This window comes from Rhodanobacter aciditrophus (assembly GCF_050026795.1).
Lineage (GTDB): Bacteria > Pseudomonadota > Gammaproteobacteria > Xanthomonadales > Rhodanobacteraceae > Rhodanobacter_A.
The window spans coordinates 719,992-745,337 of sequence record NZ_JALBWP010000012.1 but is presented as its reverse complement, the minus strand read 5'-3'; the positions used below and the strand labels follow the sequence as shown (position 1 = coordinate 745,337).

Annotated in this window: 22 protein-coding genes; 6 read left to right on the top strand and 16 right to left on the bottom strand. The window is 70.0% G+C overall.

The window, feature by feature from the left end:
• Window positions 1-96 precede the first annotated feature (96 nt).
• Window positions 97-1,656 (top strand): protein adenylyltransferase SelO, encoded by a 1,560-nt coding sequence (locus ACQGNW_RS16550; RefSeq protein ID WP_426664391.1) that lies wholly within the window; start codon window positions 97-99, stop codon window positions 1,654-1,656.
• 1 nt (window position 1,657) lies between these two features.
• Here the strand turns inward: ACQGNW_RS16550 and ACQGNW_RS16545 are convergent, their stop codons facing one another.
• The 6 genes from ACQGNW_RS16545 to ACQGNW_RS16520 all read right to left on the bottom strand — a co-directional run bounded on the left by ACQGNW_RS16545 (window position 1,658) and on the right by ACQGNW_RS16520 (window position 8,555).
• Window positions 1,658-2,389 (bottom strand): class I SAM-dependent methyltransferase, encoded by a 732-nt coding sequence (locus ACQGNW_RS16545; protein ID WP_426664389.1) that lies wholly within the window; start codon window positions 2,387-2,389, stop codon window positions 1,658-1,660.
• Window positions 2,390-2,543: 154 nt separating this feature from the next.
• Window positions 2,544-2,948 carry a GFA family protein gene (locus tag ACQGNW_RS16540; RefSeq protein WP_426664387.1) on the bottom strand — a complete coding sequence of 135 codons (405 nt, stop codon included), beginning with the start codon at window positions 2,946-2,948 and terminating at the stop codon, window positions 2,544-2,546.
• A gap of 218 nt (window positions 2,949-3,166) precedes the next feature.
• Entirely contained in the window at window positions 3,167-6,703 is a 3,537-nt protein-coding gene (gene mfd, locus ACQGNW_RS16535; RefSeq protein WP_426664386.1) for a transcription-repair coupling factor, read from the bottom strand.
• Between the two features lie 107 nt (window positions 6,704-6,810).
• Window positions 6,811-7,413, bottom strand: coding sequence for a GNAT family N-acetyltransferase (locus ACQGNW_RS16530; protein WP_426664384.1), 603 nt, complete (start codon window positions 7,411-7,413; stop codon window positions 6,811-6,813).
• A gap of 100 nt (window positions 7,414-7,513) precedes the next feature.
• Complete coding sequence (gene tsaA / locus ACQGNW_RS16525) at window positions 7,514-8,062, bottom strand: tRNA (N6-threonylcarbamoyladenosine(37)-N6)-methyltransferase TrmO (RefSeq protein ID WP_426664382.1); 549 nt, start codon at window positions 8,060-8,062, stop codon at window positions 7,514-7,516.
• Between the two features lie 79 nt (window positions 8,063-8,141).
• Complete coding sequence (locus ACQGNW_RS16520; protein WP_426664380.1) at window positions 8,142-8,555, bottom strand: winged helix-turn-helix transcriptional regulator; 414 nt, start codon at window positions 8,553-8,555, stop codon at window positions 8,142-8,144.
• 147 nt (window positions 8,556-8,702) lie between these two features.
• Between ACQGNW_RS16520 and ACQGNW_RS16515 the strand changes: the two genes are divergently transcribed.
• Window positions 8,703-9,323, top strand: a complete 621-nt coding sequence (locus ACQGNW_RS16515; RefSeq protein WP_426664378.1) for a hypothetical protein — start codon at window positions 8,703-8,705, stop codon at window positions 9,321-9,323.
• A 45-nt stretch (window positions 9,324-9,368) separates the two neighbouring features.
• On the opposite strand, the gene ACQGNW_RS16510 is transcribed toward ACQGNW_RS16515, so the two are convergent.
• Together ACQGNW_RS16510 and ACQGNW_RS16505 are read right to left on the bottom strand one after the other, a co-directional pair.
• Entirely contained in the window at window positions 9,369-9,878 is a 510-nt protein-coding gene (locus ACQGNW_RS16510; protein WP_426664376.1) for a Slp family lipoprotein, read from the bottom strand.
• A gap of 129 nt (window positions 9,879-10,007) precedes the next feature.
• The gene (locus ACQGNW_RS16505) at window positions 10,008-10,943 is read right to left on the bottom strand and encodes a 23S rRNA (adenine(2030)-N(6))-methyltransferase RlmJ (protein ID WP_426664374.1); all 936 of its coding nucleotides are present in this window, start codon (window positions 10,941-10,943) and stop codon (window positions 10,008-10,010) included.
• Window positions 10,944-11,053: 110 nt separating this feature from the next.
• On the opposite strand from ACQGNW_RS16505, the gene ACQGNW_RS16500 reads away from it, so the two are divergent.
• The 4 genes from ACQGNW_RS16500 (at window position 11,054) to ACQGNW_RS16485 (ending at window position 15,087) form a co-directional block, all read left to right on the top strand.
• A complete protein-coding gene (locus ACQGNW_RS16500; RefSeq protein ID WP_426664372.1) occupies window positions 11,054-11,392 on the top strand; it encodes a hypothetical protein in 339 nt (112 codons plus the stop codon).
• A 108-nt stretch (window positions 11,393-11,500) separates the two neighbouring features.
• The gene (locus ACQGNW_RS16495; protein ID WP_426664370.1) at window positions 11,501-13,234 is read left to right on the top strand and encodes a copper resistance system multicopper oxidase; all 1,734 of its coding nucleotides are present in this window, start codon (window positions 11,501-11,503) and stop codon (window positions 13,232-13,234) included.
• Window positions 13,231-14,469, top strand: coding sequence for a copper resistance protein B (locus ACQGNW_RS16490; protein ID WP_426664368.1), 1,239 nt, complete (start codon window positions 13,231-13,233; stop codon window positions 14,467-14,469). Before ACQGNW_RS16495 ends, ACQGNW_RS16490 begins: the two co-directional genes overlap by 4 nt.
• Before the next feature lie 12 nt (window positions 14,470-14,481).
• Complete coding sequence (locus ACQGNW_RS16485) at window positions 14,482-15,087, top strand: c-type cytochrome (protein WP_426664366.1); 606 nt, start codon at window positions 14,482-14,484, stop codon at window positions 15,085-15,087.
• Window positions 15,088-15,234: 147 nt separating this feature from the next.
• Here ACQGNW_RS16485 and ACQGNW_RS16480 read toward each other — a convergent pair whose 3' ends face one another.
• The 8 genes from ACQGNW_RS16480 to ACQGNW_RS16445 form a co-directional block, all read right to left on the bottom strand.
• Window positions 15,235-16,164, bottom strand: coding sequence for a DMT family transporter (locus ACQGNW_RS16480; RefSeq protein ID WP_426664364.1), 930 nt, complete (start codon window positions 16,162-16,164; stop codon window positions 15,235-15,237).
• A 119-nt stretch (window positions 16,165-16,283) separates the two neighbouring features.
• Window positions 16,284-18,404 (bottom strand): AsmA family protein, encoded by a 2,121-nt coding sequence (locus tag ACQGNW_RS16475; protein WP_426664362.1) that lies wholly within the window; start codon window positions 18,402-18,404, stop codon window positions 16,284-16,286.
• 128 nt (window positions 18,405-18,532) lie between these two features.
• Window positions 18,533-19,321: a siderophore-interacting protein gene (locus tag ACQGNW_RS16470; protein WP_426664360.1), complete on the bottom strand. Its 789-nt coding sequence runs from the start codon at window positions 19,319-19,321 to the stop codon at window positions 18,533-18,535.
• Window positions 19,322-19,398: 77 nt separating this feature from the next.
• Window positions 19,399-20,040: a PadR family transcriptional regulator gene (locus tag ACQGNW_RS16465; RefSeq protein WP_426664358.1), complete on the bottom strand. Its 642-nt coding sequence runs from the start codon at window positions 20,038-20,040 to the stop codon at window positions 19,399-19,401.
• A gap of 876 nt (window positions 20,041-20,916) precedes the next feature.
• Window positions 20,917-21,492, bottom strand: coding sequence for a class I SAM-dependent methyltransferase (locus ACQGNW_RS16460; RefSeq protein WP_426664357.1), 576 nt, complete (start codon window positions 21,490-21,492; stop codon window positions 20,917-20,919).
• A gap of 95 nt (window positions 21,493-21,587) precedes the next feature.
• On the bottom strand, window positions 21,588-22,529 hold the full coding sequence (locus tag ACQGNW_RS16455) for a peptidylprolyl isomerase (protein WP_426664355.1): 942 nt from the start codon (window positions 22,527-22,529) through the stop codon (window positions 21,588-21,590).
• A 434-nt stretch (window positions 22,530-22,963) separates the two neighbouring features.
• On the bottom strand, window positions 22,964-24,358 hold the full coding sequence (gene cycA / locus ACQGNW_RS16450) for a D-serine/D-alanine/glycine transporter (RefSeq protein WP_426664353.1): 1,395 nt from the start codon (window positions 24,356-24,358) through the stop codon (window positions 22,964-22,966).
• A gap of 226 nt (window positions 24,359-24,584) precedes the next feature.
• Complete coding sequence (locus tag ACQGNW_RS16445) at window positions 24,585-25,235, bottom strand: DUF4097 family beta strand repeat-containing protein (RefSeq protein ID WP_426664351.1); 651 nt, start codon at window positions 25,233-25,235, stop codon at window positions 24,585-24,587.
• Window positions 25,236-25,346 lie beyond the last annotated feature (111 nt).

Sequence of the window (25,346 nt, the reverse complement as noted above, 5' to 3'; positions counted from 1 at the left end):
CCCGGTGGGCCCCGGAAGTGCGGGACTGCACTTCCGGGACACCAGGGACCGGCTCCGCTCTGGGGCAGAGCCCATGCAGCGGGCTACCATCGCCACATGCCCTCGCTGCTCTTCGACAACGTCCTGCTCCGCGAACTCCCCGGCGATTGCTCCGATGCGCCCGGGCCGCGCGAAGTGCTCGATGCCTGCTACTCGCGGGTCATGCCCACGCCGGTGCCGGCACCGCGCCTGCTCGCCCATTCGGCGGACATGGCCGCAACGCTGGGCTTCGGCGTCGAGGAACTCGCGAGCGACGCCTTCGCCCGCGTGTTCGGCGGCAACGCGCTGCTGCCCGGCATGCAACCCAGCGCGGCGAACTACGGTGGCCACCAGTTCGGCGTGTGGGCAGGCCAGCTGGGCGACGGCCGCGCGATCTCGCTGGGCGAGGTGCTCACGGTGGGCGGCAAACGCTGGGAGCTGCAGCTCAAGGGTGCCGGTCCCACGCCGTATTCGCGCGGCGCGGACGGGCGCGCGGTGCTGCGGTCCTCGATCCGCGAATTCCTCTGCAGCGAGGCGATGCACCACCTCGGCATCCCGACCACGCGCGCGCTGTGCCTGGTCGGCACCGGCGAGCAGGTGGTGCGCGATATGCTCTACGACGGCCATCCGCGCGCGGAGCCGGGCGCCATCGTCTGTCGCGCGGCACCGTCCTTCATCCGCTTCGGCAGTTTCGAGCTGCCCGCCGCGCACGGCGACACGGCCCTGTTGCGGCGACTGGCGGACTTCACCATCCGTCGCGATTTCCCGCATCTCGCCGGGCACGGCGAGGGCCTCTACGGCGACTGGTTCGGCGAGGTCTGCGCACGCACCGCGCGGCTGATGGCCGACTGGATGCGCGTCGGCTTCGTGCACGGGGTGATGAACACCGACAACATGTCCATCCTCGGTCTCACCCTGGACTACGGCCCTTACGGCTGGATCGAGGACTACGACCCGGACTGGACGCCGAACACCACCGACGCGCAGCGTCGCCGCTACCGCTACGAGCAGCAGCCGGACGTGGCATGGTGGAACCTGTCGCGGCTCGCCGCCGCACTGGCGCCGCTGTTCGGCGACATCGCCCCGCTGCAGGCGGGGCTGGACCGCTACGTCGCGGTCTACGCGGAGGCGGACCGCGCCAGCATTGTCGCCAAGCTGGGCCTCGCCGCCTGCCGCGACGGGGACACCGCGCTGATGCAGTCGCTGCACGACCTGTTGCATGAGGCCGAGGTGGACATGACGCTGTGGTTCCGCGGCCTCGTCGACTTCGATCCGCAGCGTCCGGCGCTGGAACCGCTGCACGACGCGTTCTACGACGAGGCGAAGCGGCGCGCGCAGGAACCGGCCCTGGTGGACTGGCTGGCGCGCTACGCTGCCCGCCTCGCCGACGATCCGCTGCCGGTCGCAGAGCGCCGCGCCCGCATGCGCGCCGCGAACCCACGCTACGTGCTGCGCAATTACCTTGCCCAGCAGGCGATCGAGCGTGCGGAGCAGGGCGACTGCGGCGGCATCCACGAACTGCTCGACGTGTTGCGCCGTCCCTGCGACGAGCAGGCCGGCCGCGAGGCCTTCGCGCGCAAGCGCCCCGACTGGGCTCGGCACAGGCCCGGTTGCTCGATGCTCTCGTGCAGCTCCTGACTCAGCCCTTGCGCCCGCGCACGATCCTTGCCCACGGAAACATGCGGAACTCCGGCCACGAACGCCGCACGTCCAGCCCGGCTTCGCGCAGGGTTTGCGCGTAGAGCGCCGTGCAGCGGACGTCGAGCAGGGCGACCTGGCCGCCCGGCTTCAGCACGCGGGCGATCTCGCGCACCGCCTGCTCGCGTTCGGTCTCGGTGGGCAGGTTGTGGATGGCGAGGCCGGAGACGACGACGTCGAAGCTGGCGTCGGCATAGGGGAGGTGGCGCATGTCGCCGGTGTCGGTGCGCACGCGGCCGGCGACGCCGGCGAGCCAGGCATTGCGCTGCGCGACCGCGTTGCCGCCCTGGTCGCGCGTGCTCCACAGGTCGATGCCGGTGGCACGCCCGCGCGGCAGGTGCCGCGCCGCCGCGAGCAGCAGCAGGCCGCGGCCGCAACCCACGTCCAGCACCTGTTCGTCGCCATGCAGCTGCAGCGAGTCGATCATGTCGCGCACCACCCGGCGCTTGCCGTGCAGGCTGCCGAGCGTCATCAGGATCGCCTCGCCACACATCACCAGGCCCGTGCAGCGCATCGTCCATGCCAGCGGAGGCACGACGCCGTGCAACAGGCTGGCAAGCAGCAACAACGGGCCACCGGCGGCGAAGCCCAGCACCAGGCCCGGCGCGTCGATGCCGAAGTGCGGCTTGCTGTTGGCGTGCTTGCGTTCGACCCCGCGGATGTTGTCCAGCATGGCGCCTGCTCCATGTGCCGATTCGCTCATCATCCCGGTGTGCCGGCCTGGCGATCCAGTGACAGCTGTCACGCGGATGGAATGCGGCCAGGCGATCGGCGCATCGCATGCATGCGTCGATCGGACAGTGGAATACGGCACGTGGGATGCGGCGTCAGTCCGGATCCTTTGCGTAACGGGTGATCCCGTCGGGCAATCGGACCCATGCGTGCTTGCGGCATTCGTAGACGGAGTCTTGCGGCGCGGGAAAATCCGGGTCGGCAAATGCACCGACTGCCACCATCAGGTACTCGTCGTTCCCTTCCTCGGTATGGAAAACCGTGCTGCCGCAGATGGGGCAAAACCTGAAGCGGAACTGCGTGCCATGGTCACCCGTCCGGACGTATTCCGTGGCGGTGCCGGAAACGGCAAAAGGCGTGGAGTAGGCGGCAAGCGTCGCGAAAACGCTGCCGGTACGCTTCTGGCATGCGAGGCAGTGACAGACGCCGGCGCCCAGCGGATCACCTTGCACTTCGACCTGAAGCTGTCCGCAGCAGCATGAAGCCGTTCTGTTTGACATGGAAACCTCGGCAGGAGTTTTGTGATGCCACGCGTCCGGGATGGCGCGGTGCCTTGCTCACCCGGAGACGCAGGCATAAACCATGCGGCGATGCCTGGCCAGTGCCTATGCCTGGAGGCGGAAGGATCGAGGTTCGCGCGCGGGGCGTGCACGCGGCGAACCCATGGGCGATGGTCCGCAGGATGGATTCTGCGGATGAACGCCGGCGCGTGGAGCGGTCAACCTGGCCGCCGCGCGCCGAGCAGCACCAGTACTTCCTGTGCGCTGCGGATGCGCTCGCTGGCACCGGGCAGGTCGAGGGTGACGCGCAGCTTGTCCTGGCCGTCCAGCTTGTACACGCGCGGCAGGCTCTGGATCAGCTTGATGATGGCCATCGGGTCGACTTCCGGCTTGTCGCGGAAGGTGATGCGGCCGCCGTTGGCGCCGAAGTCCAGCTTGCGGATGCCCAGCGGCGTGGCCATCAGCTTGAGCCCGGACAGCGCGAACAGTGTCCTGGTCGGCTCGGGCAGCAGGCCGAAGCGGTCGATCATCTCGACCTGCAGGTCGCGCAGCTGGTCCTCGTTGCGCGCGCTGGCGATGCGCTTGTACAGCGTCAGGCGCGTGTGCACGTCGGGCAGGTAGTCGTCGGGGATCAGCGCGGGCAGGTGCAGCTCGACTTCCGTCTCGTGTTCGCTCGACAGGTCGAAGTCGGGCACCTTGCCGCTCTTCAGCGCGCGCACGGCGCGGTCGAGCAGCTCGGTATAGAGGCCGAAGCCGATCTCCTGGATCTGGCCGGACTGCTCGTCGCCCAGCAGCTCGCCCGCGCCGCGGATCTCCAGGTCGTGCGTAGCCAGCGTGAAGCCGGCGCCGAGTTCCTCCAGCGAGGCCAGCGCCTCCAGCCGCTTCTCTGCATCGGCGGTGATCGCCTTGCGGTCGGGCACGATCAGGTAGGCGTAGGCGCGGTGGTGCGAACGGCCCACGCGGCCGCGCAGCTGATGCAGCTGGGCCAGGCCGAAGCGGTCGGCGCGGTCGATGATGATGGTGTTGGCCGTGGGGATGTCGATGCCGGTCTCGATGATGGTGGTGCACACCAGCACGTTGAAGCGCTGGCGGTGGAAATCCGCCATCACGCGCTCCAGCTCGCGCTCGGCCATCTGGCCGTGGGCGATGCCGATGCGCGCCTCGGGCACCAGCTCCTCCAGCTCGCGCGCGGTGCGTTCGATGCTCTCCACCTCGTTGTGCAGGAAATACACCTGGCCGCCGCGCTGCAGCTCGCGCTGGAACGCCTCGCGGATGGTGGCGGGGTCCCAGGTGCTGATGAAGGTGCGCACGGCCATGCGGTGCGCGGGCGGCGTGGTGATCAGCGAAAGGTCGCGCAGGCCGGCCATCGCCATGTTCAGCGTGCGCGGGATCGGCGTGGCGGTCATGGTGAGCAGGTCGACCTCGGCGCGCAGCTTCTTCAGCTGTTCCTTCTGGCGCACGCCGAAGCGCTGCTCTTCGTCGACGATGACCAGGCCCAGGTTCCTGAACTTGATGTCCGGCTGCAGCAGCTTGTGCGTGCCCACGATCACGTCGATCTGGCCATCGGCGAGCCGCTTCAGGGCCTCGTTCACTTCCTTGGCGGAGCGGAAGCGCGAGAGCACGTCCACCTTCACCGGCCAGTCGGCGAAACGGTCGGCGAAGTTGCGGTAGTGCTGCTGTGCGAGCAGGGTGGTGGGCACCAGCACCGCCACCTGCTTGCCGGCGGTGGCGGCGGCGAAGGCGGCGCGCAGCGCGACCTCGGTCTTGCCGAAGCCCACGTCGCCGCAGATCACGCGATCCATTGCGCGCGGCGCGGCGAGGTCGCGCAGCACGGCGTCGATCGCCTGTTCCTGGTCGGGCGTTTCCTCGAACGGGAAGCTGGCGCCGAATTCCTCGACCAGCTGGCGATCGATCGGCAGCGACTCGCCGCCGCGCGCCTCGCGCTGCGCGTAGATGGCCAGCAGTTCGGCGGCCACGTCGCGCACCTTCTCCGCGGCTTTCCTGCGCGCGCGTTCCCAGGCGTCGCCGCCCAGCGAGTGCAGCGGCGCCAGTTCCGGCGCGGTGCCCGAGTAGCGGCTGACCAGGCCGAGCTGCGCCACCGGCACGTAGAGCTTGTCGCCCTTGGCGTACTCGATGACCAGGAACTCGCCTTCCATGCCGCCGAGCTCCATCGACAGCAGGCCCTGGTAGCGGCCCACGCCGTGGTCGACGTGCACGATGGGCGCGCCGACGGAGAGTTCGGTGAGGTCGCGGATGATCGCGTCCGGATCGCGCGCCGCGCCGCGGCGCCGGCGCCGTTCGCTGCGCACGCGCTCGCCGAACAGCTCGCGCTCGGTGAGCACGGTGAGCGCGGGCTTCCTGAGTGCGAAACCCTGTTCCAGCGGGGCAATGGTGATGGCGAAGCGCGATGGCTCGTCATTCCGGCGCAGGCCGGAATCCGGGGACCTTGTCGCTTGCTCGTGCGCGGCCGCAACTGGATCCCGGCCTGCGCCGGGGTGACGAACGAGAAAGGCTTGCCAACTTTCGACGTTTTCGGGCTTGAGCCCTGCGCCCGCCAGCGTCTCCAGCAGCGCCTCGCGCCGCCCCGCCGAATCGGCGGCGACCAGCACGCGGCCGGAGTAGTTCTCCAGGAAGTGGCGCAGCGAGGTTCCGGGTTCCTCGCCCTTGCGGTTCAGCGGCAACTCCGGCGCCGGCTGCGTGCCGGCGTCCACCGCGTGGGCATGGCTCCGCTCCACCACCTCCACGCGCAGGCGCCGGTTGAGCTGCTCGCGCAGCTGCTCGGGCGACAGGTACAGCTCGGCTGGCGGCAGCACCGGGCGCTCGATGTCGTGGGCGCGCTGGTCGTAGCGCTCGGCGGTCTGCGCCCAGAACGCTTCGCTGGCTTCGCCGGCGCCTTCGCCGAGCACGAACAGCGCGTCGCCGGCCAGGTAATCGAACAGCGTGGAGGTTTGGGGGAAGAACAGCGGCAGGTAGTATTCGATGCCGCCGGGCGTGACGCCTTCTTTCATGTCCTGGTACAGAGGGCAGCGGCGCACATCGATGGGGAAGCGCTCGCGCAGGGCGTTGCGGAAGTTCTTCGCTGCATCGTCGGTGAGCGGAAACTCGCGCGCGGGCAGCAGTTCCACCTTCTCCACCGGCTGGGCCGAGCGCTGCGTCTCCGGATCGAAACTGCGGATCGAATCCACCTCGTCGTCGAACAGCTCGATGCGGTACGGCTCTGCCGCGCCCATCGGGAAGATGTCGATCAGCGCGCCGCGCACCGCGAAGTCGCCGGGCTCGGCCACCTGCGGCACATTGCGGTAGCCGCTGGCTTCCAGCCGGCGCTGTTCGGTGGCGAGGTCGAATGTCTGCCCTTTCGCCACCACCAGCCCGGAGCCGGCGATGTGCGAGCGCGGCGCGATGCGCTGCATCAGCGTGGCCACCGGCACCACCAGTACGCCGCGCCTCACGCCGGGCAGCCGGTACAGCGTGGCGATGCGCTGCGAGACGATCTCCGGGTGCGGGCTGAACGCGTCGTAGGGCAGGGTTTCCCAGTCAGGGAAATGCAGCACCGGCAGGTCGCCGGCGAAGATGCGCAGCTCGTCCTCCAGCGCCGAGGCGCGCTGGGTGTCGCGCGTCACCGCCACCAGCAGGCCTTCGTGCGAACGCGCCGATTCGGCCAGCAGCAGGGCGCGCGCGGAGCCGTGCGGCGGGGTCCAGTAGCGGCGCTGTTTCGGGGTGGTGGGAAGCGGTGGATGCGGGATCGTGTTCGACATGGGGACGCGCTGGCGTGCCGCAGCCTGCGGCCGCGTGCGAAGCGGTCAAGTGTAACGCGATGCGCCGCGGCTCCCTCGCTCGCGTGCAGCGAAGGATCGCCGCGGGGTCAGAGCCGCAGCGTGAGCTGCGCCGTGCCCGGCTCGTCCGGCATCAGGCGCCGGGTGAAGCCCAGTTCCCGGCACAGTTCCAGCATCGGGCGGTTCTCCAGCAGCACGTAACCCCAGAGCTCGGCGAGGCCGCGGCGGCGGCAGTCGTCGACCAGCCGTTGCATCAGCAGCAAGCCGAGGCCGACGCGCGCCCAGGCGTGTTCCACGAGTACCGAGAACTCGGCGCTGTCGGCCGCATCGTCCACGTAAATGCGGCCCACGCCGCGGATCTCGGCGGGGCGCACCGACTCGTCCACCAGCACCAGGGCGGTTTCGCGCACCGGATCGATGGTGCACAGGCGCTGCGCCATCGGCATGGGCAGTTCGGACATCGCATGCAGGAAGCGGCGGCGGATCTCCTCCGGCGACAACCGGGTGAAGCAGCGCCGCAGTGCGGCCACGTCGCCCGGCTCGATCTCGCGCAGCCACAGTTCGCGACCGTCGTGGCTGCGCATTCGCTCGCCATGGGCGGTGTGCACGGTGAGCGCGCCGGCATAGCGCTCGCGGCTGCGCGGAGGCAGCGGCGGAGGGGGGACGGTGGAGCGCAGGCCGGCGGTGATCATCTCAATACTTTAGCGTATTGTGTGCGGTGCAGCATGATCCGATTCCTGCGGACGCACAAGCCCTTGCGCCGGTTTGCCGCAGTCACGCAAGCACTGCCGTTCAGGGGCCGGCGCTGGCCGCCGGTTTGCGCGGACGCTTCGGACCGGGGGCGGAACGCCGGCCCTGTGCGGCATCGATCGTGTCGATCCAGCCCGCCCGTGCGGCGGGGAAGGCGTCGGCGTAAGGTACGTAGGGCTTGATGTCGAGGATGGGCGTGCCATCCAGCAGATCCACGCCGCGCACGCGCAGCGCGCGCTCCTCCACGGCGACCAGTTCCACCGCGGACAGCCCGATCGCATTCGGCCGGTGCGGCGAGCGCGTGGCCAGCACGCCGCGCTTGCCGCCGCCGCGCGGTGGCCGCACCTGCGGCTTCCAGCCCTCGCTGCGGTGGAACACGAACAACAGCCAGATCCGCTCGAAGCCGGCGAGATCGCGAAACGCCTCGCCAGGCAGGTCGTCCGCGAACTCGATGCGCGCCTCCGCCTCGGCGCCGGTTTCGGTGCCCGCCACCACGGTGGACTGGTGCGGTGCATCGATGCGCCGTGCATAGGGCGAGCGCAGGTGGGCGATGGGGCAAGCGGTGAAGGGCGCGGCGTGCGACGTCGGCATGGTCGTGCAGGCGAGCCATGGTCTGGGGAATCGCCATTGTAGTCGTGCGCGGTCGTCGCGTGGCGTTCGCCGGCGGGCCTTATTTCGCGCGCGCCTTGCGCGTGCTCCGCGTAGTCGTGGCCGCTGCCGCTGCGCCGCTGTCCGCCGGTGCCCGGTCCAGCACCACCGTTCCCGGTATGTGGCGCTTGCCCCAGCGTACGAACGCGAGCAGCACATCGCCCAGCTCCTTGCCCTTCGGGGTAAGCGTGTAGGCGTAGCGCACCGGGCGTTCCTGGTAGGGCGTGGCGAGGATGATGCCGGCTGCCTCCAGGCGTTTGAGGCGCTCCGCGAGGATGTTGGTCGGGATGTGTTCCGGCGAGTGCGCGAGTTCGCCATAGGTGCTCTTGCCGTGCAGCAGGTCGCGCACCACCAGCAACGACCATTTGTCGCCCACGATGTCCAGCGAGTTGGCGACTGCGCAGGCGGAGCGCGCGAATGGCTTGGCGGGACCCATGCTTGCGGTTCTCCATGAGCGGAAGATCTGTCGCTTGCATTATGCAAGAAACGTGGGTAGCTTTGCTGTCGCTTGCAAAATGCAAGTTACATGAGGAGAGTGTCCATGTCAGCCACAGTTCTTCCGCCCCCGACCGGGTCGCGGCCCATGGGCGGCGGCATCCGTCCGGGAATCATCCTGATCCTGTCCGCCTGGTTCGCGCTGGTCATGTCGCTTGGTGCAGCCGGCGCCTTCGTCGGGCGCCCCGGGCAGCCACCGGTCGCCATCGCCATCGGAGTCGGGGCGCCGCTATTGCTGTTCTTCGCGGCGCTGCGGATCTCGCCGTCGTTCCGTGCGTTCGTGCTCTCGCTGGACCTGCGCCTGATCACCGGCATGCAGGCCTGGCGATGGGCCGGCCTGGGTTTCCTGTCGCTGTACGCGCACGGCGTATTGCCGGCCATGTTCGCGTTGCCGGCGGGTCTCGGCGACATGGCGGTAGGCTTCGCCGCCCCGTGGATGATCCTGGCGCTCGTGCGCCGCCGCGACTTCGCCGCCAGCCGGGCATTCGTCCGCTGGAACGTGCTCGGCATGCTCGATCTTTCGGTTGCCATCGCGCTTGGCACGCTGAGTGCCAGCCTGTCCACGGGGGCCCCAGGCGAGATCACGACCGCCCCGATGGCGACGCTGCCGCTGCTGGTGATCCCCGCGTTTCTGGTCCCGCTGTTCCTGATGTTGCATACCGCGGCGCTGATGCAGAGCCGGCTGGTCGCCCGCGGCCGCGATGCGTAGGAGGTGAAGGGACAGGGCGCGCGGTCGCCGGCCGCGCGCCGCGGTTCAATGAATGCCTACGCCCACGCCCAGGCCGAAACTGACGTTCGGGTGCCCGCTGCGCATCTCCTCGGCGGTCCACACGTGCGATTGCGCGGTCTGTACCAGCGGGAACACGTAGTCGGCCTCGCCGACCTTGCCGGAGCGACTGCCGGCCAGCTGGCCATCGACGGTGATGGGCGCGCCGGAGGGATAGTTCATCGGTTCGGCGTAGCCGGGGACCAGGGCGATGAAGCGACCGTTGCCGCCGGCGCCGAATCGCGGCCGCTGCGAGGAGTCCAGCGGGAAGGCGAGGACTTCGATCTCGCTGTGGTCGGGCAGGTTTTTCACGCCCACCACGCGGCCGCCCCAAATCACCTGGCCGCGCACGTATTGCTCCGGCGCCTGCGCCACCTGCACGGGCGTGGCGGAGAGGGTGCCGGGCGCGACCTTGTAGATCGGCGCGGGAGCGCAGGCGGCGAGGCCCAGCAGCAGGGCGGGAAGAAGGATGCGGATGGCAACGGCGGCGTGGCGCATGGCGGACTCCCGAAGCGGTGGGCCGAGGTCTTGCTGGGACATGTCTCGAAGCAGGGCCGGCGTGTTCCGACTTCGCGGAATGTCGTTCCGCCACGTTCGACACGACCGGGTTTGGCTGACGTCGTGAGCTTAGCGGCGGCGCGGGGTGGGCGGTAGCCGCGCGGATCTGGCGGGTTTCGGCGGGGTGCCGGCGGATTCGGCCACCAGCCAGTCCAGCGTCCACTCGGCGGGACGCTCCTGCGCGAGCAGGCGGGCCAGCGCGCGCAACGGCTCGCGCAGGGTTTCGTCGAGTTGCCAGGGCGCGTTGACGATCGCCATGCCGGAGCCGTTGAGGCGCAGCGGCGAGTCGTCGCCGTGCACCAGCAGTTCCGCGCGCAGCACGCGCTTCGCACCGCAATGCTGCAGCCAGCGCAGGAAGGGTTGTACCTGGCTGCGCCGCTTGATCGGATACCACACCGCGTAGATGCCGCCGGGCCAGCGCTGCAGCGCTTCCTTCAAGGCCTGCTCGATCAGCCGGTATTCGGCCTCCTGCGCCTCGTAGGGCGGATCGATCAGCACCAGGCCGCGCTTTTCCCTGGGCGGCAGCAGGGCCTTCAGCGCCTCGTAGCCGTCGCGTTCGTGCACGTGGACGCGCGCGTCCCGGCGAAACAGCTCGCGCAGCCGCGTGGCTTCCTCCGGGTGCAGCTCGCACAGCTGCGCGCCGTCGATGTCGCGCATGGCCAGCGCGGCCTGCAGCGGTGAGCCGGGGTAGAGTTTCAGGCCCTGCTCGTTGCCCGGCAGGGCGAGGATGGCATCCAGCCAGCGGCGCAGCAGCGGCGGCAGCGCGGAGGCATGGGCGTCGCCGCCGTGCAGGTCGGGGAACAGCAGGCGGGCGATGCCGTCCCTGTATTCGCCGGTCTTGCCGGCCTCGGCGCCATCCAGCGCGTAGCAGCCGCTGCCGGCGTGGGTGTCGATCACGCAGAACGGCGCGGGCTTCAGCTTGAGCGCCTCGACCAGCGCCAGCAGCACGGCGTGCTTCAGGACGTCGGCGAAATTGCCTGCGTGGTAGGCGTGGCGGTAGTTCATGGCGGCGGCCGCGGACAAGGCGCACAAGTATAGGCTGCGGGTGGCATGCCGGCCGCATGAAGCCCGGTCCAGGGTTGAGCGGGCGCGGAGCGCGTCGCTATGCTCGCGGCATGAGTCGTTCGTTCCTCCGTCACCTGCGCCGATGCCGCCTGCTGTTCGTGCTGGCGTTGTGCGCGTGGCTGGGCCTGGCGGGTTCCGTATCGGCCCATGCCGATTGCTGCATCGGCATGGGTGGCATGGCCACGGTGACGGCGCACCGCGACGGTACGCCGCAGCTGCACGCGGACGGCATGCATGACGGTTGCGCCTGCGCGCACGCGACGGCGGCGTTGCCGGAACCGGCCGCATCGGTGGTGCCGGTACGCCTCGTTGCCACGAGCTGGCAGGCATGGCCGACCGCCGCTTCCGAACGTCCCCGTGCGCCGCCCTTGCGGCCGCCGCTGGCCTGACGTCCTCCCTTCACGCCGACCCGTTCGGCTGACCGCATGTCGCGCGCCCGTTGCCATCTGCGCGCCAACGCCAGGCGGAATCCCGGTGATTCCGCGCAGGAGTGAAGAATGAACACGCAGGATCCGCGCGACGTGCGGCTGTCGCGCCGACGTTTCGTGCAAGGCCTCGCGCTGGGCGGCGTGGCCGCCGGGCTGGGGTTGCGCGCCGGCACCGCGCCGGCACAGGCCACCGTGACACGTCGCGAATTGCGCGGCACGCATTTCGAGCTGTCCGTCGCCGAGTTGCCGGTGGATTTCACGGGCCGCAAGCGCCTCGCCACCGTGGTGAATGGCCAGCTGCCCGCGCCGCTGCTGCGCTGGCGCGAGGGCGACACGGTGACGCTCAAGGTGAGCAACCGCCTGCGCGTGCCGACCTCGATCCACTGGCATGGCATCCTGCTGCCGTTCGGCATGGACGGCGTGCCCGGCATCAGTTTTCCGGGCATCGCGCCGGGCGAAAGCTTCACCTACCGCTTCCCCGTGCGGCAGAGCGGCACCTACTGGTACCACAGCCATTCCGGCTTCCAGGAACAGACCGGCCTGTACGGCCCGCTGGTGATCGAGCCCGCACGCGGCGAACGCTTTCCCGCCGACCGCGACTACGTGGTGATGCTGGGCGACTGGTCCGACGACGATCCCGCGCACATCTTCGCCACGCTGAAGCGGCAGAGCGACTACTACAACTTCGCCATGCCCACCGCGCCGGACTTCTTCCGCGACGTGCGCGAGCATGGGCTGGAGCAGGCACTGGCCCGGCGCCGGATGTGGGAGCGGATGCGCATGAACCCGACCGACTACAGCGACGTGTCGGGACACACCTATACCTACCTGGTGAACGGCCGGACGCCGGCCGGCAACTGGACCGGCCTGTTCAGACCCGGCGAGAAGGTGCGGCTGCGTTTCATCAACGGCTCGTCGATGAGCTTCTTCGACGTGCGTATCCCCGGACTGGAGATGACGGTGGTCGCCGCCGACGGCCAGGACGTGGAGCCGGTGAGCGTGGACGAGTTCCGCATCGCCGTGGCCGAGACCTGCGACGTGATCGTGCAGCCCAGGGAGGATCGCGCCTATACGCTGTTCGCGCAGTCCATCGATCGCAGCGGCTACGCCCGCGGCACGCTGGCGCCGCGGCCCGGCATGCAGGCGGACGTGCCCGCGCCGGATCCGCTCGTCTGGCTGGGCATGCAGGACATGATGGGGGCGATGGCGCAGGGTGGCGCGCACGACCACGGCGCGATGCCGGGGATGGCCGGCATGGACAGGGCCGCCACGGCCGCCGCAGCGGCCGTGCACCACGCCCGTACCGAGTACGGCCCCGGCGTGGACATGCGCGTGGACACGCCGCGCAGCAACCTCGACGACCCGGGCGCGGGCCTGCGCGGCAACGGCCGCCGTGTGCTCACCTATGCCGACCTGCACACGCTCGGCGGCTCCCTCGACCCGCGCGAACCGGGTCGCGAGATCGAGCTGCACCTCACCGGCAACATGGATCGCTACATGTGGTCCTTCGACGGCGTGAAGTTCTCCGATGCCAAGCCCATCCATTTCCGCGCCGGAGAGCGGCTGCGCATCGTGCTGGTCAACGACACCATGATGAACCACCCCATCCACCTGCACGGCATGTGGAGCGAGCTGGAGAATCCCGACGGCGGCTTCCAGGTGCGCAAGCACACCGTCAACGTGCAGCCGGCGCAGCGCGTGGCCTATGGCGTGACGGCCGACGCGCCGGGGCGCTGGGCCTACCACTGCCACATGCTCTACCACATGGAGGCGGGGATGATGCGCGAGGTGGTGGTGTCATGAGCCGGCACCGGTCGACCACCATCACTGCCTTGCGGCATTCCCTGTGGCTGGCGGCGGGGCTGCTGCTTGCGCCCGCCGTGGCCGCCGTGCAGACGACGCCCGCCACGGCCAGCAGTTCGGCGACGACTGACATGAGTTCGATGCCCGGCATGGACATGAGCCGCAGCGGCATGTCCATGCCGGCGGCATCGGCCAGCGTCCCCATGCTGGCCGCCGCAGCCAAGGCACGCAAGCGCCGTCGAAAGCCGTCCGCAAAGCCCGTGCACCACATGCCGGCCACCAGCCATGGCGCCACGGCGCCGATGGGCACCATGCCCGGCATGAGCCACGACACGATGCCGGAGGCGCCGCCGGTCCGGCCGGCTGCCACCGCGAACACGGAAGGCGTGAGTCCGCACGCGATGCCAGGCATGCGACCGGAGGCGATGCAGGACATGGATCACGCGGCGATGCCTGCTGCGGGCCGCGCGTCGCACGCGCAGGGCGCGATGGCCGGCATGCCGATGGGGCCCATGCAGGGCGGCAGCGCGCCGCCGGGCGCGCGTAGCCCCGACTATTCCGACGGCATCGGCTACGGCGCCATGCCCGGCATGGACATGCGCGACGCCGCACCGCTGGGCATGTTGCGCTTCGACCAGTTGGAGGCGTTCCACGGCAACGACGGCAATGGGCAAGCCTGGGAGCTGCAGGGCTGGTACGGCAACGACAGCGACAAGCTGTGGGTGCGCAGCGAAGGTGAGCGCAGCCGCCGCCGCATCGAGGACGGCGACGCCGAGCTGCTGTGGAGCCATGCCGTCGCAACGTTCTGGGATACGCAGCTCGGCCTGCGCCAGGACCTGGGCGAAGGGCCTGCGCGCGATTGGGCCGCCTTCGGCATCCAGGGCCTGGCGCCGTACTGGTTCGAGCTGGAGGCCACCGCCTACCTTGGACCCAGCGGGCGAACCGCGGCCCGCCTGCGCGCGGAGTACGAACTGCCGTTCACGCAGCGGCTGATCCTGCAGCCGGAGTTCGAGGTCAACGCCTATGGCCGATCCGATCCGGCACGGCACCTCGGCAGCGGGGTGTCCGACGCCCGGTTCGGCCTGCGCCTGCGCTACGAGGTCCGCCGGCAGTTCGCCCCTTACCTTGGCGTGGTGTGGGTACGCCGCTTCGGCGGCACGGCCGGTTTCGCCCGCGACCATCACCAAAGTATCTTCGGCCGGCAGTGGGTGGCCGGCCTCCGCATCTGGTTCTGAGGGAGTGCCAAGATGAAACCACGCATCAAACAACACAGCCTGGCCGTCGCCGCGATGCTGGCGATCCTGGCCGCGGGCACCGGGGTCTTCGTCTACTCCGGCCTCTACGACATCGGCGCGGACGACCATCACACCCGGCCGGTCTTCGACCTGTTGCAGACCTTGCGCGAGCGTTCGATCCATCGGCGCGCGGAGGACATCAAGGTTCCCGATCTCAATGACCCGCAGCTGATCCTCAAGGGGGCGGGCCAGTACGCCGCCATGTGCACCGGCTGCCACCTCGCACCCGGCATGGACGATTCCGAACTGCGCGTGGGCATGTACCCGCAGCCGCCCGATCTTGCCAAGGTACGCGTCGATCCGAAGGTGGCGTTCTGGGTGATCAAGCACGGCATCAAGATGAGCGCGATGCCCGCGTGGGGGATGGCCGGCCACGACGATCCCACCATCTGGAGCATGGTGGCCTTCCTCGAAAAGCTGCCGGGCATGACGCCGGCTGAGTACAAGGCCATCGTGGCCAAGGCGCCGCCGGACGAGGACATGGACATGGGGCACGACCACGCCGACGCCGGTCATTCCGGCATGGACGGCACGACAGAATCCCCGCCCGCGCGGTAAGCCGCGGTGATGCGGCGGTGCGGGGTGTCGCCGTTCTCGATGAGGTCTGCAGCGGCCTGCGCGTTCCGGCCGAGGCTCGCGCCTTCATCGCCCACCTTGGCGTGGCCATCCCCGCCACAGGCCTGCCGACCCCGGTCACGCCATGTGCTACTCCACGATGCCGTGGCTCTCGGCCGTCCCGAGCAACTCCGGCTGGCCAGTTAGTTGCTGCCTGCGCCCCAGCAGCGGATGCGCGAACACTGCCACGAGGATCACCGCCACGCCGCCGTAGAACCAGCCGTCGAGCTGTCGCTGCTCGCCGAGCAGCAGCATCGCCAGCACGATCGCGTAGACCGGTTCCAGGTTCGTCACCATCTGCGTGCCGAACGCGCTCAGGTGGCGCAGCGCCACCAGCGCCAGCGCGAACGGCAAGAGGGTGCAGCCGAAGGCCAGTGCGAGCAGCAGCAGCGCATCATGGGCATTCGGCAGCACGAAGGCGGCACCGGCGTGCGGAAGCAGCGGCGCCAGCAGGGTGAGGAAGGCGGCGCCGGTGCCCAGTTCGATGCAGGTGACGGTGAGCGGATCGCCGTGTTCCACCAGGCGCTTGTTGAGCGAACCGAACAGTGCCACGAACAGCGCGGACAGCACGCCCACCGCGATGCCGAGGCGCATGCCGTGGGGCACGCCGCCCACCACCATCGCCACGCCCGGCACCACGGCCACGCCGACCAGCAGCTCGCGCGGATCGAAGCTGCGCTTCGCGATCCACGGTTCCACGAAGGCCAGGAACACCGGCCCCAGCGCGATGCAGGTGGCACCCACCGAGGCGTTGGCCAGCTTGATCGCGGCGTAGAAGGTGAGCCAGTGCAGCGACACCAGCACGCCGATGCCGGCATAGGCAAAACGCAGCCGCGGCGGCATCGCAGCCAGGCCGCGCCACACCCGCGGCATCAGGAGCAGCGCGGCGGTCACCAGCAGCATGCGCCACCACACCAGCGGCAGCGCGGGCAGGGTGATCAGCTTGCCGAGGATCGCGGTGAAGCCCCACAACAGCACGCAGAAGTGGATCTGCAGGCGGGCCTGGCTGGTGGCTTGCATGGGGGCGCATCGATGGGAGACGCGGCATTCTACGCTGCACCCACCTGCCCTGGCATGGAAGAGTGTGGCCAGGGATGGCCGTCCGATTGAGGCTCGCGATCAGGGACGATCGCAACGGTTCAGCGCCGGGTGGAGTTGCGCAACCGCTGCAGGACCGTGGTGCAGGTGTTGGCGTTGCCGGTGTCGTGGCTGGGAGCCACCAGCGCCAGCAGCGCGGCCGCGGGGGCGGCGACCACGCCCAGCGCCACCGCGCCGGCGCCGCGCGCCAGCAGCGGGCCGGCGTGCACGCCCACATCGGGCTGCTTGAACGTGCCGCGCACGTACAGCGGCGAGCGCAGCGACAGCACGCGCAGGCCCTTGGTGTGGGGGATCACGTCAAGGTCCAGCTTTTCGTCGGCGAAATTCACCGTGCCTTTCACGTCGATCAGCGCGTCCTGCGTGTCGAACACGAACAGCCGCGTGCGGAACAGGCCGTCCTGTGCCGCGAAGTCGCTGGCGGCGCAGTCGATCTTCACCGTCCGGTCGCCGAACAGCTTGCCGAGCACGATGTTGCCCACGTTGAGGCCGGCCGTTTCCAGCAGGTTGCGGCTGATCGCGCCGTTGTCCATCAGCAGCTTCAGCTGGCCGCTGGCGCTGCCGAGCAGGGCGGCGACGGAATTGCCGCGCGCGTCCAGCGTAGCGTCGCCGTTGATCTCGCCGAGGCTGGTATGCATCGCCGCGAAGCGCTGCGACAACTGCTCGATGCGCAGGCGACGCACGCCCAGCTTCAGCGTGCCGCGCATCGGCGCGGCGTTGCCGTCGAGCCGCAGCATGCCAGCCACCTGGCCGCCGGCCGCGCGGAAGAGCAGCGGGTCCAGCGTGAGCGTGCCGTCGTCCATCACCAGATGCGTGGACAGCGACTGGATCGGCAGCGACGGGCCGTGTTCGATGCGCCCGGCGGAGAAGTCCACGTCGGCGTCCATCGCCTTCCAGCGGTCGGTGCGGAAGGCCTGCATTGGCAGCACGCGATCCGAGGCGGCGGGCGGCGGCACGGTGGTGCTGGAGCCGCTGCCGCCGACCAGCGGCGCGAGGTCGGCGAAGCGCAGCTGCGTGGCCTGTACCTTGCCGCTGAGCTTGGGGCGTGCGCCGCCGGTGACGTAGTCGGCATCGCCGGCGAGGTCGCTGCCGCCCACGCGTGCGTGGAAACCGTGATAGGCGAAGCGGCTGCCGTGGCGCCCCAGCGTGGCGGCGAGCCGGCCGCGGGTGGCGTAGGGCGGCGTGTCGGGCAGGGTCACGCCGAGGATGGGGTAGAGCTTCGCCATGCTTGAGCCGGCCAGCCACAGGCGCAGGTCCAGCGCGCCGAGGTGCAGGGGATCGGTGAGCGTGCCGACCAGGGCGATGTGGGTGTCGCCGATGCGCAGCTTCGCCTGCAGCGGGAACGGCCGGTCGGCCTGCTGCAGCGCCAGCACGGCGCCGATCCTGCCGCCGCCGTCCAGCGGCGCGCCCTGGTAGCGGCCCTGCGCGGTCCAGGCGAACTGGTAGCTGGATTGCCGCGCGGCCGCATCGTCGGGCCGGTCCTGTCCGTGCCCTTTGGCCATCGCCTTGGCAGCGCCGCGCCCGGCGCTGCTGATCGCCTGCGTGCGCGCGTCCGCCGTCGCCTGCGCCACGATCTGGTCGTAGGGAATCGCCTGCTGCAGCGGTTCGATGCGAGCGTGGACGTGCACGCGGCCGACGGCGTCGTCCAGTGCGATCCGGCCGGCGTCGAAGCCGATGGCGCCGAGATCCACCGTCCACGCGGAGGGCGTGCTGTTTTGCGGCAGCTCGAACGTCCAGTTGTCGTGGCCCTGCTTGTCGCGCTCCAGGTCCACGCTGGGGTTCACCAGTTGCAGGGTGGGGATGCGCACACGGTGCCGCAGCAGATCCAGCGGCGAGAGGCTGAAGCGCACCGCGTCGAGATGCGCGAACTGCGGCTGCTTCGCCCATGCCGGGTTCGCGATGGAAATGTCCTGCGCCACGATGTGCGGCCACGGCACCCACGCGCGCCAGCCCTGCGATCGCGGCTCGCGCATCCACTGCACGCCGAGGTTGCCGTCGATCGCGAACGGGCGGCCGATCGCCGTGCTGGCCTGCGCGTCGATGGTGGGCTTCAGCTTGTTCCAGTTGAACAGCGACAGCATTGTCACCAGCGCGGAAACCAGCACGATGAGCAGGGTCACCGGTATGCCGACGATCCATGCCAGCAGCTTGTGCCTGCGTTTCATGCCGTCTCCTGCGGCCATGGCGCGGCCGGTGGTGGCGATGGCCTACCGATAACCGATGGCGCGGCAAGGTTTCGTGGTGACGGCCGGGCTCCGCTTACGGTGCGTTCACTTGCGGATGCCGCGAGGGATCAATCGTCGTCGTCCACGCCGGCCTTCCAATAGCCGGTGGCCCTGATCCAGTCCTTCGGCACGCCGCGCTGGTCCAGCCATTGGCGCATGGCGCGGGCGCGGCCCGATTCGGCGGCGATCCAGTAGAAGCTGTCGCCTTCGACGCCCGGCAGCGCGTGCAGTGCCTGTTCCAGCCGGCGGCTGTCCGGGGCAGGTTCGCCGTGGCGTTCGAGCCATTGGATCTCGACATCGGCACGCGAGTGCAGCGGCTGGCGATCCGCTGCCCCGGGCAGCTCGATCAGCGCGATGGCGTGCGCGCCGGCGGGCATCTCTTCCAGCCGGCGGCCGATCGCGGGCAGGGCGCTCTCGTCGCCTACCAGCACGTAGCGCTCGAAGTCGGCGGCCAGCACGAAGGAGCCGCGCGGGCCGCCGGCGCCGAGATGCTGGCCGGGCGACGCCTGTGCCGCCCAGCGGGCGGCGATGCCGTCGCCATGCAGCACGAAATCGACGACCAGTTCGCCGCGCGCGGCATCATGGCGACGCGGGGTGTAGTCGCGCATCGGCGACGGCTCGCGGCCGGTCGGAAACTCCAGGCCGTTCGCGCCCAGTGCGGGCAGCACCAGTTCGCCCTCGCGGTTGGGAAAGAACAGCTTCACGTGATCGTCGGGCGCGGCGCTGTGGAAGCCTTGCAATCCGGGACCGCCGAGCGTTACCCGCTGCATGTGCGGGGTGAGGCGCTCGACGCGCAGCACTTCGAGCCTGCGGAGCACGATGTCGTGGCGCAGGCGCTGATGGGCATGAAGGACCATCGTGGTTACCTCGTGGGGCGGGCGCTGGCGATGGCTGGCGCATGGAGAGGGCCGCCGCGGGGTGCGGCGTGTACCGTTCAATCGTGCGATTTGCCGGCGGCGACCTCGCTGGCCGCGCGCTGCAGGATCGCGGCCACGCGCTCCGCCTCGGCCTTGTCCCAGCCCGTGCGCATCAGCAGGGCATGCTTCAGCGCGTGCATCGCCTTGCGCACCGCCATCGGCGCGGCCATCTTCGCCGCGAGGCGCGCGCTGTGTTCGGTGCGCGAGGTCGCCGCGTCCACCGCGGCGCGGTTCTCGTTGAGGAAGGCGCGGCCAGCCTCGGTGATGGCGTACAGCTTGCGGTTGCCTGCCTCGCTCTCCACTTGCGCGTAGCCCATGTCCTCCAGCATGGCGAGCGTGGGGTAGATCGCGCCGGGACTGGGCGTGTACTGGCCGTGGAACATCTCCTCGATGATGCGGATCAGCTCGTAGCCGTGGCGCGGCTGCTGCTCGATCAGCGCCAGCAGCAGCAGCTTGAGGTCGCCGTGGCCGAACATGCGCCCGCCGCCGCCGCGTCGGCCGCCACCGCGCAGCCCGTCCCAGCCGCCGAAGGCGCCGCCGCCGTGGTGCTCGCCGAACGGGCCGTGGCGGCCGGCGTGGCAGCCGTGCCCGCCCTGGTCCATGGGGAAGTCGTGGTGATGGTGGTGGCGGAGGTGACTGAAGAAGTGGTGCATGCGCATGGCGGCTCCCGATATATCGAAATGACAAAGATACGATATATCGTAGATATGTCGTTTGCAACTCCCGGGGTGGGTTCCCGCAAGCGCGGTTGGGGGCATGGCGCTCATGCTTCTTGCGGGCGACGAAGCGGTTTCGTCCGCCTGGCGCAAGGGACAAGGCGATTTCGTGCCGCTGCCGCGGCCCGAGTTACTTCTCCTTTGCTTGTCCAAAGGAGAAGTAACCAAGAGGAAACGACACCCCGGGGCGGCGCTCTGCGGGCATCCTGCCCTGCGAGTGCGTGAGGCGGGGCCGGGCTTTTCGAGCGGGCTCCTGCCCGCGCGAAAAGGCGTTGCCGTCCATGGCAACGCCCGCTGCGCGGCCTGCTCGTCCCCGCCTCACCGCCGCCCAGGGGCCCCGGAGAAGCAGCGCGCTCCCAGCGCGCAGAGGCAACGGCAAAGCCAAAGCCAAAGCAGCGCGCAGCGCTGCGAGGCTTTGCCCCCTCAGTTCCCAGATACGTCGCGGGGTGGCCGCCACGTCTATCGCATAGGCGGGAGTGGCTCCCAAGCCCTCGACACAGCCTGCTTGTAGTTCCGGCGGATCGAATCAGGCCATTTCTCTTGGTTCCTTCTCTTGACTCCGGGCATCCTGCCCTCCGCCCTTCGGGCCGGCTTCACCGTTCGCCACCGCTCCTGCAGCGGCGTGGGCCAGCAAAGAGAAGGGACTCGGGCGCCGGCAGGCGCCCGAAACCGCCTTGTCCCCAACGTCAGGCGACCGAAACCGCCTTGTTGCTTGCGCCAGGCGTCCGAAACCACCTCGTCCGCAGCGACAAGCGCCCCAAACCGCTCAGCTCCCCGCCACAACCCGCAAACGAACGAGAGCGCGCCAACCCGGGCGAGTCAGCCCCTGCGCCGAATGCGCCAGACCCACGCCGGCGGCAGATTGAGCCAGGCGCCGCCGACGCGTTCGGCCTGCAGCTCCAGCCGCTGCCGCAGCGCACGCGGCACCGGGCAGCGCAGGCCGTAGGTGAACTGGTAGAGCGCGCCGTCGGCCTGCAGCTGGCGCTCGAACACGCCCTCGACGATGGCGGCGACCTTGTCGGCCGGGATCGACCGCAGCGGCAGGCCGCTGATCACGGCACTGGCGCGTTCGTCGCCGAACAGCGGCGAGGCCCGGCCCAGCCGCGCGGCGTCCATGCGCAGCACGCGGGCATGCGGATAGCGTTGCGCCAGCGTGGCGGCCAGCACGGCGTCGGTCTCCACCAGCACCAGCCGGTGTCCCGGCAGGCCGCGTTCCAGCAGGGCGCGGGTGAACACGCCGGTGCCGGGGCCCAGTTCGATCACCGGGCCGTGTGCACGGTCGACATGGGCGGTCATCAGCCGCGCCAGCGCGGGGCCGGACGGCGCCAGCGCGCCCACGCTGCGCGGGTCGCGCAGCCAGGCACGCAGCAGATGCAGGTTGTCGTTCAGCGACATCGATGGCCGGACCGTGGTTTGCCGGCAGCCACGATAACCCCACCGGCCGGCGCGGATGTTCGGATACGGTTATCCGGCCGGGGTGGTGGTCACGATCAGGGAATTACCGGCTTGCCGCCGTCGCGCACCGGGATGTCGATGCTGCACAGGTTCACCTTGCCTGCGGGCACGGTGTAGAACGCGTCGCGGCGGTTGCGCTTGGCCTCGACCAGTTTGGCGAAGGTGGCGCTGTCGGTGCGCAGCACCCGGATGTCCGCACGTTGCGCCGGCGGCAGTTCGGAAGCGAGCCGCACCGAGAGGATGGGCACGCGCTGCGAGGCCCGGGTGTAGAAGCCCATCGGCGCGGGGCCGCGCGGCAGGCTGGACAGCAGCGGCATGCCTTCCAGCACGCGGCCGGCGATGGCGAGGTTGCGGTCCAACGCGCGCGGCGCCTGGCCGATCACCGCGTACAGCGAGCTGCCGTTGCCGCTGTCCGGCGCGATGTCGCGCGCCACGCCCACCGCGCCATAGCAGTGGGTGAGCCATTCGCGGCCGGTGGCGGGATCGCGCGCGGCCGGGAAGCCTTCGACGAAGCCCGCCTCCGGCGCGTACACGTCACCGTCGGGCAGCGGCGTCCACGGCAGCTTCGGATCGATCGCGCGGGTGTATTCCGGCGGCAGGGTGCGCTGCGCCCGGCCCAGCGGCTTGAGCTTCTTCGGGTCGGGGCGGTCGCCGTCGCTCTCCGGATCGTCCCACTGCGCCACGAAGTTGTCCTGCACGCGGTTGATCGACAGCCCATCGAAGTAGTGCCCGCGCACCAGGGTGCGGATGTTGGCTGCGTGCAGCGGGGTGAAGTCCGGCGCCAGCTCGATCACCACGCGGCCGGCGGGCAGCTGCATGTAGAGCAGGTTGTCGGGGTCGGGCGTGCGCCATTCGGACGGCTGCGACGCCGCCAGAATCTCCTTCGCGCTGGGCGTGGGCTTGTCCTGCGCGGCAAAGGCCGGTATCGAGGCGAGGCCGAGCGCCAGCGCGACGGCGGCGGCAAGATGGTGGCGCATGGTTTTCTCCCCGGATGGTTGGCGTCGCGGCACGTTAGCAGGAGCCGCAAGGCCGTGCGCGCGCCATTTGCGGAAACGCACGAAGGCCCGTTTGGCCAGGTACAGCAGGTGCCCGGTGAGGCCGGCATCCTGGACCCGGCGCAGCGCGGTGTTCCCGGCGTAGGGCATGCGGATGTGCGCGTCGCGCCGCTCGACCAGCTGGCTGCTCCCGGCCACGTCGCCGCCGGTCGGCGCCGTCCTTCGTCCAGGAGCGGCGGCAGCCGGCGGTTCGCGCAATCAGGTGTGTGGCGTGGCGCCGTTTCCGCGGCGGAGCGGTCCAGGCTCGTCCCGTTGCGGTTCTCGTGGGTGCCGTCGCCGGGATACCACGGCCGTGGATCAGGCCGTCGATGCCGCACCGTTCTACCTTGCTTGCGGCCGCGCTACGGTGGACGCGCTCAGCCCGTTTCGACGGCGGGCTTGCCGGCGCGCCGGTTCTTCCATGCGTAGCCGATCCCCAGCAGCACGAACCACACCGGGCTGGCCAGCAGGGCGGCACGGGTGTCGGACTGCAGGCAGAGCAGCACCAGCACGAACGCGAAGAACGCCAGGCACGCCCAGCACATGAATACGCCGCCGGGCATCTTGTACGCAGAGTCGGCGTGCAGCTGCGGGCGCTTGCGCCGGTAGGCCATGTACGCGCACAGGATCAGCGACCACACGAACATGAACAGCACCGCGGACAGCGTGGTGACCAGCGTGAACGCGGTCATCAGGTTGGGCACGAGGTAGATCAGCGCCGCGCCCAGCAGCAGGCAGAAGCAGGAGAACAGCAGGCCCAGCGACGGCACCGCCGCTTTCGACAGGTGGGCGAACGCCTTCGGCGCATGGCTCTCGTCGGCCAGGCCGTACAGCATGCGGCTGGTGGAGAAGATGCCGCTGTTGGCCGACGAGGTGGCCGAGGTCAGCACCACGAAGTTGATCAGGCTGGCCGCCGCCGGCACGCCGGCCAGCACGAACAGCTCCACGAACGGGCTCTTGTCCGGCGCCACCAGGTGCCACGGCGTCACCACCATGATCGCCGCCAGCGCCAGCACGTAGAAGATGATGATGCGCACCGGGATCGAGTTGATCGCCTTCGGCAGGTTGCGCCGCGGGTCCGCGGTTTCCGCGGCGGTGGTGCCGACCAGCTCGATGCCGACGAAGGCGAACACCGCGATCTGGAAGCCGGCGAAGAATCCCGACAACCCATGCGGGAAAAAGCCGCCGTCGTTCCACAGGTTGGCCAGCGAGGCCCGGTTGCCGGCCGGCGAATGGAAGCCCCACAGCACCAGCGCGCCGCCGACCACGATCAGCGCGCAGATCGCCACGACCTTGATCAGCGCGAACCAGAATTCCAGCTCGCCGAACATCTTCACCGTCGTCAGGTTCAGGCCGAGCAGCAGCAGCACGCACAGCAGCGCCGGTATCCACGGCGCGAGCTGCGGCAGCCAGAACTGCGTGTAGGAGGAGATCGCGATCACCTCGGCGATCGCGGTGACGATCCAGCAGAACCAGTACGTCCAGCCGCAGAAGAACCCGGCCCACGGCCCCAGCAGGTCGGTGGAGAAGTCGATGAACGACTTGTACTCCAGGTTCGACAGCAGCAGCTCGCCCATCGCCCGCATCACGAAGAACAGCATTACGCCGATGATCAGGTACACCAGCAGGATCGACGGCCCGGCGAGGCTGATCGTCTTGCCCGAGCCCATGAACAGGCCGGTGCCGATGGCGCCGCCGAGCGCGATCAACTGCAGGTGGCGGTTGGAGAGGCTGCGCCGCAGGTGCTCCGGTTGCTCGGTGGATGCGGACATGTGGGTGCCGTGGTCGGGAGGGGCCGCCAGCATAAAGAAACGCCCCGGCCCCTGGGAAGGACAGCCCGCGGCGACCGCCCGGCCGCGCCGCGATGGCGCGACCGCGCACCGGCGCCACCTCCCTGCGCGAAGGCGCGGCAGGGCCGGCGGCGTCGTGCGGGCCGCCCTTCGCGCTGCCCCGTGCCGGGCAATGGACGGAGCGATGCCGCCCGGCCTGGCGCGCGGGTTACGGCGTCGCGCCGCTGAACTTCTCCACCGTGGCCCCCTTCACCATCCCGATCTGCGCGCTGTCGCTGACCTTCAGGACCACCGTCTGGCGGAAATCCAGCGTGCCTCGCACCACTGCGTGCGGGCCGATCACGATCAGCGGCGTACGGTCGTTGCCGAAGTGGATCGCGCCGTGGTTCGGCCGGTCGACCAGGATGCCGCCTTCGACGCGCGATCCAGCGCCCACCGTGATGTCGCCGGCCACGGTCTCGATGCCGCCGGCAACCTGCGCGTCGTCCAGCATTATGGAATCGCTGACGTTGGACAGGTGTCCCTGCACCCGCGCGCCTTGCGCCAGGCGGACGCTGCCGCTGACGCTCCGCACGTCGCCAGCGACGATGGATTCCCTGCCAAGCTGGATGTCGCCGCTGACCGTGCCGAGTTCGCGGGCCTGGGCCTGCGCACCCAGCGTCACCGCGCCGCTGACTGTGGCGGCCTTCCCGACCGCGGCGCGGTCGCCCACCTCCACGTCGCCGCTCACGGTGCTGAGGTCGCCGGCGTGCTGGCCGGCCTTGACGTGGATGTCGTCGCTGATGCGATTGATGTCGTTGTCCGCCGCGGTCGCGGCGAGCGGAAGCAGGAGTGCGAGGGCAAGCACGGCACGGCGCATGGGGATCTCTCCAGTGGTTGGAATGTGCCTGCGTAGGATGCCGGGGCATCGCCGCCGGTTTGACGTGACCTTCGGCAGGGGAGGCCCGGGGGGCAGCGCGGGCATCGTCCC